Source organism: Bacteroidales bacterium, assembly GCA_013314715.1.
GTDB lineage: Bacteria > Bacteroidota > Bacteroidia > Bacteroidales > GWA2-32-17 > Ch61.
The window spans coordinates 1-13,037 of sequence record JABUFC010000040.1 but is presented as its reverse complement, the minus strand read 5'-3'; the positions used below and the strand labels follow the sequence as shown (position 1 = coordinate 13,037).

General features: G+C 33.7%; 10 protein-coding genes. 3 read left to right on the top strand and 7 right to left on the bottom strand.

Translation table 11 applies throughout. The annotated features are described in order from the left end of the window. Nucleotides 1–20 precede the first annotated feature (20 nt). Nucleotides 21–1,835: a hypothetical protein gene (locus HPY79_09590; GenBank protein NSW46050.1), complete on the bottom strand. Its 1,815-nt coding sequence runs from the start codon at nucleotides 1,833–1,835 to the stop codon at nucleotides 21–23. Between the two features lie 37 nt (nucleotides 1,836–1,872). Further along, nucleotides 1,873–2,466: a DUF2179 domain-containing protein gene (locus HPY79_09585; GenBank protein ID NSW46049.1), complete on the bottom strand. Its 594-nt coding sequence runs from the start codon at nucleotides 2,464–2,466 to the stop codon at nucleotides 1,873–1,875. Nucleotides 2,467–2,705: 239 nt separating this feature from the next. Here HPY79_09585 and HPY79_09580 point away from each other — a divergent pair, with 239 nt between their 5' ends. Next, nucleotides 2,706–4,079 (top strand): tryptophanase, encoded by a 1,374-nt coding sequence (locus HPY79_09580; GenBank protein NSW46048.1) that lies wholly within the window; start codon nucleotides 2,706–2,708, stop codon nucleotides 4,077–4,079. Nucleotides 4,080–4,148: 69 nt separating this feature from the next. Here the strand turns inward: HPY79_09580 and HPY79_09575 are convergent, their stop codons facing one another. After that, entirely contained in the window at nucleotides 4,149–5,846 is a 1,698-nt protein-coding gene (locus HPY79_09575; GenBank protein NSW46047.1) for a M2 family metallopeptidase, read from the bottom strand. A gap of 56 nt (nucleotides 5,847–5,902) precedes the next feature. After that, nucleotides 5,903–6,268: a dihydroneopterin aldolase gene (folB, locus tag HPY79_09570; GenBank protein ID NSW46046.1), complete on the bottom strand. Its 366-nt coding sequence runs from the start codon at nucleotides 6,266–6,268 to the stop codon at nucleotides 5,903–5,905. A gap of 62 nt (nucleotides 6,269–6,330) precedes the next feature. Between folB and HPY79_09565 the strand changes: the two genes are divergently transcribed. Continuing rightward, nucleotides 6,331–8,004, top strand: a complete 1,674-nt coding sequence (locus HPY79_09565; GenBank protein NSW46045.1) for a glutamine--tRNA ligase/YqeY domain fusion protein — start codon at nucleotides 6,331–6,333, stop codon at nucleotides 8,002–8,004. Nucleotides 8,005–8,007: 3 nt separating this feature from the next. Then, on the top strand, nucleotides 8,008–9,282 hold the full coding sequence (locus tag HPY79_09560; GenBank protein NSW46044.1) for a radical SAM protein: 1,275 nt from the start codon (nucleotides 8,008–8,010) through the stop codon (nucleotides 9,280–9,282). Between the two features lie 64 nt (nucleotides 9,283–9,346). Here the strand turns inward: HPY79_09560 and HPY79_09555 are convergent, their stop codons facing one another. Genes HPY79_09555 through lpxK form a run of 3 tightly spaced genes read right to left on the bottom strand, consistent with a single transcriptional unit; the run spans nucleotide 9,347 to nucleotide 12,722 of the window. After that, nucleotides 9,347–10,807, bottom strand: coding sequence for an oligosaccharide flippase family protein (locus HPY79_09555; GenBank protein NSW46043.1), 1,461 nt, complete (start codon nucleotides 10,805–10,807; stop codon nucleotides 9,347–9,349). Between the two features lie 48 nt (nucleotides 10,808–10,855). Then, nucleotides 10,856–11,665, bottom strand: a complete 810-nt coding sequence (locus HPY79_09550; GenBank protein NSW46042.1) for a purine-nucleoside phosphorylase — start codon at nucleotides 11,663–11,665, stop codon at nucleotides 10,856–10,858. Further along, nucleotides 11,616–12,722: a tetraacyldisaccharide 4'-kinase gene (gene lpxK / locus HPY79_09545; protein NSW46041.1), complete on the bottom strand. Its 1,107-nt coding sequence runs from the start codon at nucleotides 12,720–12,722 to the stop codon at nucleotides 11,616–11,618. Before lpxK ends, HPY79_09550 begins: the two co-directional genes overlap by 50 nt. Nucleotides 12,723–13,037: the final 315 nt, after the last annotated feature.

Here is a 13,037-nt window from a genome sequence, read left to right as displayed (position 1 = left end):
ATAAATATTGATAAAAAAGTTTAGTCGTAAAACGACCATAAAATACCAAATTTAAGGCTTCGTGGGGGCATTGGATAGGCATAAACCATGCTGTAATTAGCTTTTTGCCAGTGATAATTCAAATGTTCAATTTTTACAAAAAAACGTGCTCGTTTTAACTTTAAGTTAGCAAATATATTAATGTATGGATAATTGCCTAATTTGCTTGTATTATTGTTAAAAAAGTTACCTAAAGCGGGGTTGTAAGAAACTGCTTGGTAAATTGAATGATAAAATACTTCGCTTCCTAATTGAATTCCTAAAACTTTTTTAAAGAGCTGATTTTCGTAATATAGGATATGGTAGCCAGCGTAAAAGGGCACAGAAATAAGTGTATCGGTTATATATTGCATCATAAAATGATTCGATAAATGAAAACGACCAGCATGAAATGTTTTTCTTAATATCATGCTGGCATACATAAAATTATTGTTAATCGTTTGTGGATGAGATTGTGTGTCGAAATAAACAGCATTTTTAATGTTCTTTAAATTTAAATAAATTCCATTACTTTCGTTTTCGATTCCGGTTTGAGTAGAAATTTCGGTAGTTGTAGGCAGCGATTGTTGCCATTGAAAATGATTAGTATAAAGTGAGGTAGCAAAATAATCGACCGCTTGTTGATGATATGCAACGTCGAAAATCCAATTAGCATCATTTTGGGCAATATGAATGTTTTTTTGAGTGCTGATTTGAACATGTTTATTACCTTTTAGATAGCCATTGATCCAGTATTTAAAATTTAATTGAGCTGAAAATGATGCATTGTTATAGAAAAGTAGCATTCCTGTTCCCATGTTATCAATGTTTTTGGGGTGTTGGTGCGAATATGTTTTTTGATTAGACGACAAAGCATAAATCGAAATACCACTGCCTGTTTTTAAATTGTTAGAAATGGCAATGCCAATTTGGTTTTCAATATTTCTGAAATAAAGAGAATCGTATGTTTTACTACTATCGATAAAGCGATTAGCAAAATAAAACGTTGTATCTAAAACATCGGCATATATTTTTTTTGCTTTGGTATATTCAAAATGATGAATTATGAATGGTTTCCATTTTTCTGAGAGGCTATCGTCTTGAAAACTGAGGCAAATAGCTTGTTGAGCATTACCTTTTTGATAAGTATAATTGTTTGTTGCGTTTGATAAATAAACTAGTGCATTTTCGATAGGGAATAATGAGTCGATTAAGAACGGCAAATTACTTACGCCACCATTTTCCTTTATTTTTATTTTTGAGAAATAATAATTGGCATATAATTGATAGCGGCTTGATTGGTATTGTGTACTACCAAAAAAATAATGCAATCGGTGGTCTTGTCGTTGTATTCTGCCTATTTGTTTATTCGATTTGCCTATAAAAGCAATATTCCAATTGGGTTTAATGTTTTGAGTATGAATGAGCTTTAATCCTTCTTCGTTATATGTTCGATTATTATTAGCTGTAAGTTTAATATGTGTAAAAGGAGTATGGGTATGAAAATATAAATCCTGAATTTCGTTATAGTATATCTGAAAAGGTTGGAGCCAAAAAGGTAGATCGGTTATGAATATTGGTATAAACGAATATGTAGCCGAAGTTCCATTACCTAAATGAGCTAAAAAGTTAGTATAAAAGGGCATGTAGTTGTGTATTGTGCAAAAATCGGTGTCAGTTTTAGTTGCGATAAGTTGAAAATATGGTGATTTTAAACGTCCAAAAAATGTTTTGGTGTATAAAGTTGTATCTGTGTTTTGTGCTTTCAACAGCATGAGTTGAAATAGAAACCATATAGCAATAAAATACTTTATCATAATTTAGTGCGAAGATAATGATAATAGCGATATCATATTATTTTCCTCTTCTCCATCTAAAAAGAATATGTGCGAACCCTTTAAGTGTATTTGTGTTTTTTTGTGCCGGGAAAACGCCTTCACTAACATATTTTAATTCTTCGATCGAATAAAAAGCTCCAGGATTATTCTCTTTTATTAAGTTAACAACTTTTTCTAAATCGGATCGATGAATGGCCATAAAAATAACGTCCACCGGATTGCCCATTGCTCCATAACCGGGCACTACTGTCATGCCAAAACCGGCATTGACAATAGCATTTTTTAAAATTCTAGCGTTTTCGTCGGTTATGATGCGAATAATAAGGTTACCCAAAGCAAGTTTTTCTTCTACTAGCATGCCAATATAATTTCCGGCTGCGAAACCTAAGGCATATCCTACATAGCAAGCTAGATTATTAGCCGATTTCATAATTTCACCAATTACAATAATCCATGCTAGTACTTCTACAAATCCTAAAAGTGGGGCTACTTTTTTATTTCCTTTCGAAACAAAAATGATGCGCAAAGTACCAACAGTTACATCAAAGATTCTTGCAAGCCCAATAATAATAGGTAATACAACATAATTAAAAAGTTCGGTGTCGCTCATAATTTTTTTTTGCAAAAAAAGTGATTTAAAACCATTAAAAAAATGCATTTTGATGTTTTGTTTTTCAATTCGTTTCTATAATTTAGCAGCGTCAATGAATACATGGTGCATTTATATTAAAATTGTTTCGCGTAAGCGTATATTTCTTAACATTAAAGAGCGGGATAGCTTTTAGTTTATTCTTTTTATCATTTTTCAATATAAATAAATTTAGTGTTTAACTTTAAAACAATAATATTATGGAACTTCCATATTCAGAACCTTTTAAAATTAAAATGGTTGAAAGCATTCGCAAATCTACACGCGAAGAAAGAGAGCGTTGGATAAAAGATGCAAAGTACAATCTTTTTAACCTCAGCAGCGATAAGGTTTATATCGATTTGTTGACTGACAGTGGAACAGGAGCTATGAGCGATAAGCAATGGGCAGAACTGATGCTTGGCGACGAAAGCTATGCCGGCGCTAGTTCGTATTATAAGCTCAAAAATGCTATTCGTGAAATTTTAGGATTTGAATATTTTTTGCCTACACATCAAGGAAGAGCTGCCGAAAATGTACTCTTTAGCGCTTTAGTAAAAGAAGGTCAAATTATTCCGGGTAATAGCCATTTCGATACTACCAAAGGCCATATTGAATTTCGAAAGGCTCATGCCGTAGATTGTACTATTGACGAAGCATTCAATACAGCAACCATTCACCCATTTAAAGGGAATGTAGATATTCAGAAACTTGAAAAAGTATTGAAGGAGTATCATGATAAAATACCTTTTATTATAATGACCATTACAAATAATACAGCTGGCGGTCAACCGGTATCCATGCAAAACCTGAGAGAGGTTCGTCGCTTAGCCGATCAATATAATAAAATGGTAATATTTGATTCGGCTCGTTTTGCCGAAAATGCTTATTTCATTAAAACTCGTGAAGAGGGGTATCAACATAAAACGATTCGCGATATTGTCCGCGAAATGTTTTCGTATGCCGATGCCATGACCATGAGTAGCAAAAAAGATGGTATTGTGAATATTGGTGGATTTATTGCTATGCGTTCTGAAGAACTGTTTAAGCAAGCAACCGTTTTTAATATTATGTTTGAAGGTTATATTACTTACGGTGGCATGGCGGGTCGTGACATGAATGCTTTAGCACAAGGACTTTATGAATCGACCATGTTCGATTATTTAGAAGCTCGAATTGGTCAGGTACAGTATTTAGGTCAATTACTTAAGGACTATGGAATTCCCATTCAAGAACCGGTTGGAGGTCATGCTATATTTGTAGATGCATTGAAATTTTTTAGCCATATTCCTCAATCAGAATATATCGCCCAGCTTTTGGCTGTTGAGTTGTACATCGAAGGGGGGGTTCGTGGGGTAGAAATAGGAACTCTTTTAGCTGATCGCGACCCCGAAACGAAGCAAGATCGTTATCCTAAATTAGAATTGTTGCGTTTGGCTATACCACGCCGCGTTTATACCAACAATCATATGGCTTATGTTGCTGCATGTTTGAAAAACGTTTACGATCGTCGTATGGAAATAAAGAAGGGCTTTAGAATTGTTAGAGAGGCACCTATCTTACGCCATTTTACTGTTGAATTAGAACGCTTGTAACAAATCGTTCATTTATAAAACATAAAAGGCTGCCCTATTGAGGCAGCCTTTTTTTGTTGTATTAGTATTTTATTCGTTTACAAATTGAGCAGCATAATATTTTGCTGTAAGTTTTTCGCCAGTTGCTTTTTCAATCATATGGTTCCAATAATAGGTTCTACCGGGTTTAAATACTTTTTCGATGAGGTATTTGCCTACTTCTTTATTGCCTACATAATTAGGTGCTTGATAATCTTCGGTTTTTAAAATATTTTTAACAATGTATGCATTTAGTTGCGATGCAAGTAATTCGCCTAATAAATAGTTGTGATAATAACAAGGAGAGGTAGCAATATGGGTTTTGGTTGCCCAATCGGGCATATTACGATTGGCAGGTCGTTTCATCATTTGGTATTTTTCAACCAAGTCCCACCAAAGTTTATTTAAATCTTGATTGGGGTTTTCGTACAAGCCTTTTTCGAAGCGATACATTACTTGTGCCCAACGGCTAAATACTAATTGCTCAAGGCGAAGCATTTTAAATCCTTCGGTTTTTACTATTTCGGCTTCTTTTTCATCAATTATTCCCATTGCTTGCATCCATGTGCCATTGGTTGATAAACGACCCATTAACATAGCAATGGCTTCGGTTGTAAAGGTATGAGCCGGCTCGCGTAGTACATAAGGCACATTCATATCAATGTATTTGTCGTAAACACCATGACCAAATTCGTGCAACATGGTGCCCATCCATTGATTGTTGGGTTTTACATTGCACAAAATACGAATATCACCTTCGTTATCAATATCGGTGCAGTAAGCATGTTGATTTTTTCCTTCTTTTTCGAACAAATCGCTACGATTAAGAATATCGGTAATGTCCATACCAATGCTAGCATAAAAGTCTTTGGTAAGTTTTACAATGTCTTGGTTTTTGTAATAACCATCTAAATCAACATTATATATAGCAGGGGCTTCTTGGAAAAAACGGTTTTGATAATGCCAGGGCATTAATTCTTCTTTTTTTACCTTGTACCGAGCTGCTAACTTGTCGTCCATATCGCTTTTGAGTTTTGCAAAAGCATCGCGTGTAAGATTATCTAATTCATCAAAAAGTTTTTCAATATCTTTTGGATCTTGTTCGTCGAGTGTTAATTTCATTTCATGGTAGTTGTTGTATCCCATCGATTGGGCTACTTGATTGCGAAGTTTAGCAAGATTTTTAATGTCTTCAGCAACAATAGGTCCTAATTCTTTAACACTAGTCCAAGCTTTTTCTAGTTTTTTAGAATCGGTCGAAGTTCTTAGTATTTCTTCGATTTCGTTATCTGTGTATTTTTTGCCATCAATGACAGCTCTGAATGTGGAAAACTTTTGTTCAATTTTATTTTGTAGTTCGGTAATTTGTTTGGTTAAATTGCTATCAACTTGTTTTGGTAGCATCGAAGCATAAATCATTTCAATTTGTCGTTGAATGAGGGTATCGGTAATTTGTTTTGAGTTGCGTATTTTTTTAATTTGTGCAAAAAAAGTTGTATCGGCTAAAATTTTATTCACAGCCATTTCGGCTTCGAGCGATTTTTGGTAATCAGCTTCGTTTCCAGTAATAGAGGCATTCCAATATGCAAGGCTCATTTCCTTGTATAAGGGTTTAACTTTTGCCTCAAAAGCTTTAATTAAACTGTCGGCTTCTGCATTCATATTTGTTTCTTTTTTTTCGTTTGACGAACATTGATACATTAGACTCAGGTTTCCGAGCATTAATACAAATAAGGCTATTTTTTTCATATCGTTTATTTTTGGTTTATGCAAAGATGGTAAAAAAAAGCTTTTGTTCGATAAAATTATAGTTGATTTCTTTTTCCTTGCCATTGTAATGATACACGATTAACTTTACCACCTAAAGGAGGATTTACTTTAGCAATACTTAGGCTTAAAAACTCAATGGATGGAAAATCATTAAATAAACGATATACTATACGCATTAAAAGAGGTTCTATTAAATACGATTTTATTTTCATCTCTTCGTCGATGAGCTTATAAACTTTTTGGTAATCGAGTGCATCTTCTAATTTATCTGATTGGGCAGCTTTTGAAATATCGGTTTCAATACTTACATTTACAATAAAATAATTTCCTACTTCTTGTTCTTCTTTGAAATGCCCATGATAAGCATAAAATTCCATGTCGTGTAAATGAATAAATGCCATAATTGAATTCGTTTATCTTAAATAAAAAAAAAATTAACTTTGCAGCTACAAAGCTAAACGATATGAATGAAATAGAAAAACCAGAAGTAAGTAAAAATTTTATTGAAGAAATAATTGACGAAGAACTAAAGAGTGGTTATATTAAAGAAGTGTATACTCGTTTCCCACCTGAACCTAATGGTTATTTGCATATAGGTCATGCAAAATCGATATGCTTAAATTTTGGTTTAAAAGAAAAATACAAGGGTAAATGTAACTTGCGTTTTGACGACACCAATCCTGTTGCTGAAGATGTGGAATATGTAGAATCAATAATGGAAGATGTACGTTGGTTAGGTTTTGAATGGGATAAACTATGTTTTGCATCGGATTATTACGAACAATTATATGAGTGGGCAATTGTGCTTATAAAAAAAGGGTTGGCTTATGTTTGCGATTTATCTGCCGAAGAGATTGCAAGCATGCGTGGTACTCCTACTATTCCAGCAACACCAAGTCCTTATCGCAATAGGAGCGTAGAAGAGAATCTCGACTTATTTCAACGCATGCGTGCAGGTGAATTTCCAGATGGAAGCCGTACTTTGCGAGCTAAAATAGATTTAGCTTCGCCCAATATGCATATGCGAGACCCTGTAATGTATCGCATACTTCACACTACACACCACAGAACGGGTGATAAATGGTGTATTTATCCTATGTACGATTATGCTCATGGTCAAAGTGATTATATCGAAGGCATTACCAATTCTATTTGTACGTTAGAATTTGAAGTGCATCGCCCTTTATATGAATGGTTTATGGAAGCCATCGGATTGCCGCATCCTCGCCCTCGTCAAACTGAATTTGCCCGCCTCAATCTTTCTTATACGGTAATGAGTAAACGAAAGCTTTTAGAACTTGTAAAAGGCAAATATGTTAATGGTTGGGACGATCCACGTATGCCAACCATTAGTGGTCTTAGACGTAGAGGTTATACTCCTGCATCGATAAGAATGTTTGCTGAACGCATAGGAGTGGCTAAACGCGAAAATATTATTGATGTTAGTTTGCTTGAGTTTTGTATTCGCGAAGATTTAAATAAAAAAGCAACCCGTTTAATGGGGGTTCTTAATCCCTTAAAGGTGGTGATTACTAATTTACCCGAAAATTACGAAGAAACACTTATTGCTATTAACAACCCAGAAGATGAGTCGGCAGGAACTCATGAAATGCCTTTTACTCGCGAAATTTATATCGAAAGAGATGATTTTATGGAAAATCCACCCAAAGATTATTTCCGTTTAAAACCCGGTGGCGAAGTTCGTCTTCGTTATGCTTATTTTTTAAAATGCGAAGAAGTTGTTAAAAATGCAGATGGCTCGGTTAAAGAATTGCATTGTACTATAGATTTGGAATCGAAAGGCGGAAAATCGCCAGATGGTAGAAAAGTAAAAGGAACCATTCACTGGGTTTCTGTAAAACATGCAATCCCATGTGAAGTACGTTTATACGACCGCCTATTTAAATCTGAAGAACCTGATGCAGCCGAAGATTTTAAAACCGAACTCAATCCCGAATCATTAAAAATTATTACAGGTTATTTAGAACCCTTTGTTAAAAACGCAAAAGTAGGCGATAAGTTTCAATTTGAGCGTATAGGATATTTTTCTGTTGACCCGGATACTACCGAAAATAAAATTGTTTTTAATCGAACGGTTACTTTAAAAGACACATGGGCAAAAAAACAACAAAAATAATCCATGAACTCATTACCCTACTTGTTAGTTTCTGATGAAAAAGGAAATATTTTTGAAGATACTTCACTAAGAGTTGTTGGACGTGAAGGGAATAAAGTTAAACTTCTCAACGAAAAAGATTTTATCCAATTACCAAAGGGGAGCGATTTTTTTTACCTACCAAAAAGAAAAGCGGTAGGCTATAATCCCAAAACAGGAGTATTAGAAATTTCCAAAAAAGGTTATGCTGTAAGTGCATTTAATGCCCCTGCTTATACTCAAACTGCTTTAGCTGCTTGGATTAAAGAAGATGATGCTCCCACTTTGCCCCTTTTTGCTTATACGGCTGTTGGTTGGTTTCGTGGTAAATTTTATACTACAGCACTTCGTATCGATTCAGATATTCGCCAAGATATAGAGCAATTTAACCAAAAAAAAGTAATTGCTAACACCAAGCGTTTTTTAAAAAAATATCCTCAAAATCGTTTAGTTAAACACTTAGTTCATTGTGCTACCGTATATTTTTGTCCTGCTGCTCGCAATTATTTTCTTGAGCGTTGGGAGGCACCGTTGCCTACATCGCCCACCTGTAATAGTCGTTGTAAAGGATGTATTTCTTATCAGCCAAAGGATAGTGGTTTCTGTTCTACTCAAAATCGAATTAGCTTTATACCCTCTCCCGAAGAAATTGCAGAAATAGCTGTTGACCATATAAAAAAAGCTCCTAACCCAGTTGTTAGCTTTGGGCAAGGCTGTGAGGGCGAACCTCTAATGGTTGCCGATGTTATAGCCGAAGCTATTCGTCTCATTCGCAAAAAAACAAGCGATGGCGTTATCAATATAAATACAAACGGAAGTAAGCCCGATAAAATTTATCAACTTATTGAAGCTGGACTCGATAGTGCTCGCATTAGTATCAATAGTTTTCAGCCCGAACGATACAAATGGTATTATTCGCCTGTAAACTATAGCTTTGATGATGTTTTATTATCGATTCAAATCTTACGAAAAGCAAAAAAATGGGTTTCTATCAATTACTTTGTACATCCTGGATATACGAATCATCCCGACGAAATAATAGCACTACGAAACGCAATAAAAACATTAAAGTTTAATATGATTCAGTGGCGCAATTTTAATATTGATCCTGATTGGATTGATAAAAATCTTGAACTTGAAATTGTTAAACCATCGATAAGTATTTTGCAGCACATTGAAACTATAAAAAAAGATTTTCCATGGCTGTATAATGGCTATTTTAATCCTGGCAAAGGAATTATTCAACAGTATTTGTTTTAGTTTGCAAACAATATCGATGTTAAGAAATGTTATTTAGTAAATTCCTTTTGTGAACAAAGTACAATCAAATATTTAAATTTTTAATTTTATTTTTTTCTTTAATGTACACAATGGTTATAAAAACAAGTATTATTATACCATTAACAAGGGTGAGCCATCCATAAGATTCAATTTTATGTAGGGTCGATATAGCATACAAAAATAAAGCAAGAATAAAGTATAGAGCAATATCTTTTAACGGATAATTTATTTTGTAAAATCGATTGCTCCATATATACGACATTATAGTCATAGAAGTGTAACAAATAAGTGTTGCCCATGCAGCACCTAAATATCCCATTTTAGGTATTAGCAAAATATTTAATAGGATAGTAATGGTTGCCCCAAAAAATGCTAAATAAGCACCATAATTAGTTTTATTGGTTAATTTATACCAAATAGAAAGGTTGAAAAAAATGCCCAAAAATAGATTGGCTAACAACAAAATGGGAACAACCTTCAATCCTTCTCTAAATTCTTTGCCTATGAAATATTGAACAAAATGAAGGTTGAGCATTACCAGTAAAAAGATGAAAAGCCCGAAAATGATAAAATATTTCATTATAATGGCATATGTTTGTTTTGCATTTTCTTCTTTTGAATGGTTAAAAAAGAATGGTTCGGCAGCAAATCGAAATGTTTGTATAAAAAGGGTCATTAAAATAGAAATTTTATAATTTGCTCCGTATATTCCTAATTGACGCATCGCATCGTTTTTGTTGGTTAATAAATACTTGAGCATCGCCCGATCGAATGTTTCGTTTACCATTCCGGCTAAGCCAGCAAATAGTAAGGGGATGGAATAGTTCATCATACGCTTCCAGAGCTCAAAATTGAAACCATGTTGTATTTTGTATGTAGGGAGTAAAAGGATTAAAGTGACGATATTGGCAATGAGGTTCGATAGAAAAACATACCCAACCCCCCAGTTTGCTGAATACCACGAGCCGATGAAGCGACCATGATGGATAAGATAGGGTATCCATACTAAAAAGAGTAAATTAAGTGAAATATTTATAAGAATATTGATAATTTTTAACGAAGCAAATTTCCATGCTTTATTTTGTTGACGTAAACGTGCAAACGGTATAGCTACTAAAGCGTCGGTTATTAATATAATTAAAACCATCCATAATAAATAGGTGTTGTTTTCGTATCCAAGTATTTGGGCAATATTGGGCATAAAAAGTCCAAACGAAATAAAAAAGAAAAGCGATGAAAAAAGAATTGAAAAAAGCGATGTACCTAATACATATTCCTTGTCTTTTTCATTTTGAACAAATCGAAAATAGGCAGTTTCAAGCCCATATGTAAAAATAATAATTAGGAATGATGAGTAAGCATATAGTTCGGTTATTATGCCGTATTCGGAGGGTGAGAAAATGGAGGTGTACAACGGGACCAGTAAGTAGTTTATAAATCTACCTACAATGCTACTTAAACCATAAATAGCCGTTTGTCCAGCTAATTTTTTAAGTTGACTCAAAAAGAAATTTTTGTGCAAAATAACTAAAAAGAATTGTTACTGTGAAATTTAAATTTCACCAATCAATTCTTTTATAATTTGGGTCATTTTAGGTTCCGATTGTGACGCTATTTGTTGTACTTCTTCGTGTGTAACTTTAACGATTTTGCCCGGTACACCTAAATCGGTGATGATTGAAATAGCAAAACAGGGTAATTGCATGTGACGAGCAACAATGACTTCGGGAACGGTACTCATACCAACGGCATCACCACCTATTGTTCTAAAATAGACGTATTCGGATGGTGTTTCAAGTGTGGGACCCGTAACACCAACATATGTGCCTTTTTGAACTTTAATGCCTAATCGTTTGGCTATATTTTCGGCTTTTTCGATGAGTTTTTTGTCGTAAGCATCGCTCATATCGGGAAAGCGAGGTCCCAATTCGTCTAAGTTTTTGCCTATTAATGGGTTAGGGAGTAAGTTGATATGGTCGTTTATAATCATAAGGTCGCCTATCTCGAAATTAGGATTAACGCCTCCACTTGCATTTGAAACAATAAGGTGTTTAATGCCTAAAAATTTCATAACGCGAACAGGAAACGTTACTTCTTGCATGGTATAACCTTCGTAATAATGAAAGCGACCCTGCATAGCAATTACTTTTTTTCCTGCTAAAGTGCCTAAAATTAACCGCCCTTGATGTCCTTCTACTGTAGAAATAGGAAAATACGGTATGTCCTGATAATTGAGCGAGTGTTCAATATTTATTTCTCTAACTAAGCCACCTAAACCGGTTCCAAGAATAATACCAATTTCGGGTTGAAACTTAGTCTTTTCGCTTATAAATGCTGCTGATTGATTGATTTTTTTTAACATATTCTATTAACTCTAAATTAAACATTTCTTTTTCGTTGTAAAGAAAATCAATTTCTATGGGAATATAAAAAATGGGTAACGATTTTAACATTTCATTGTTGGGAGCTTCTCGTAAGCGTATAGCATCTTTTTCGGTTGTGATTATTACCTTTTTGTCGTTATCTATTTTTTGAAATTCATTGACGATATACTCAATATCTTTAGCTTTAAAATAATGATGATCGGGATAATTAATTTCAGTAATTTCTATTGCAAATCGAGTAATATTATTTTTTAGTGGTTGAGGATTAGCAATTCCTGTTACCAATAAAACATGGTATTTACATTTTATAAAACTATATTTGATGGCTGAAAATTGTCCTGGAAAAACAACAACGGGGCTTTTATATTCGATATGTGTAAAAAACAAATATTGATAAGGAAATAGTTCTAATTTTTTTTGAATAATTCTACGTTCAATGGGTTTGATATCTTCGGGTGTATTTGTTACAATTACAATGCTTGCTTTAGATTTGTGATGAACACGTTCGCGAAGATTTCCGTATGGCAACAAATGATCTTCATAAATAGGATGATTAAAATCAACGAGTAAAATATAAGCTCCAGCTTTTACAGCGAGATGTTGATAGCCATCATCTAAAAGAATAACTTCGATTTTAGGTTCGGATTGTTTCAAAAGCATTTCTATCCCTTTACGCCGACTTTCTGAAACAACAACTGTTATGTCAGGAAATTTTTGTTTTATTTGCAATGGTTCGTCGCCTACTTCATAGGCTTTAGAATCTTCAAATACATATCGAAAGCCTTTGGTTTTGCGTTTGTAACCTCGGCTTAAAACAGCAATACGATAATGGTCTTTTAAAATTCTAATAATCGCTTCGATATGGGGGGTTTTTCCAGTGCCACCAACGGTTATATTGCCTACGCACAAAATCGGTATGGAATAAGATTTTGAGGTGAGGATTCCCAAGTTATAAAGCATATGGCGAAATCCAACAGCAAAGGCATAAAGCCATGATAATGGAATTAATATTAAACCATATTTTTGCCGATTTATCAAAATAAATACTTCTTTTTAGGTGGCTAAAATAGTGATTATTAAAAAGATTACAAAATTTCGAAATAAAATATTTTTACATATAGTCCTAACATTTAGTTTTACAATTAGTTAAATAAAATTGTTTCCGATTAAAGTACATTTCTGTAAAGAAATGAGTCTTTTACAAAATTAAATAAACGTACTCGTTTATTGTGATAAAAATTTCAAATTTATTTTAATTATTTGTATTGCTTTTTATCTATTACATTAGAACAATCTAAATGATAAAAAAGAAGCAATGTGTAACTCTCACGTCATGGCAAGCGAACGCAT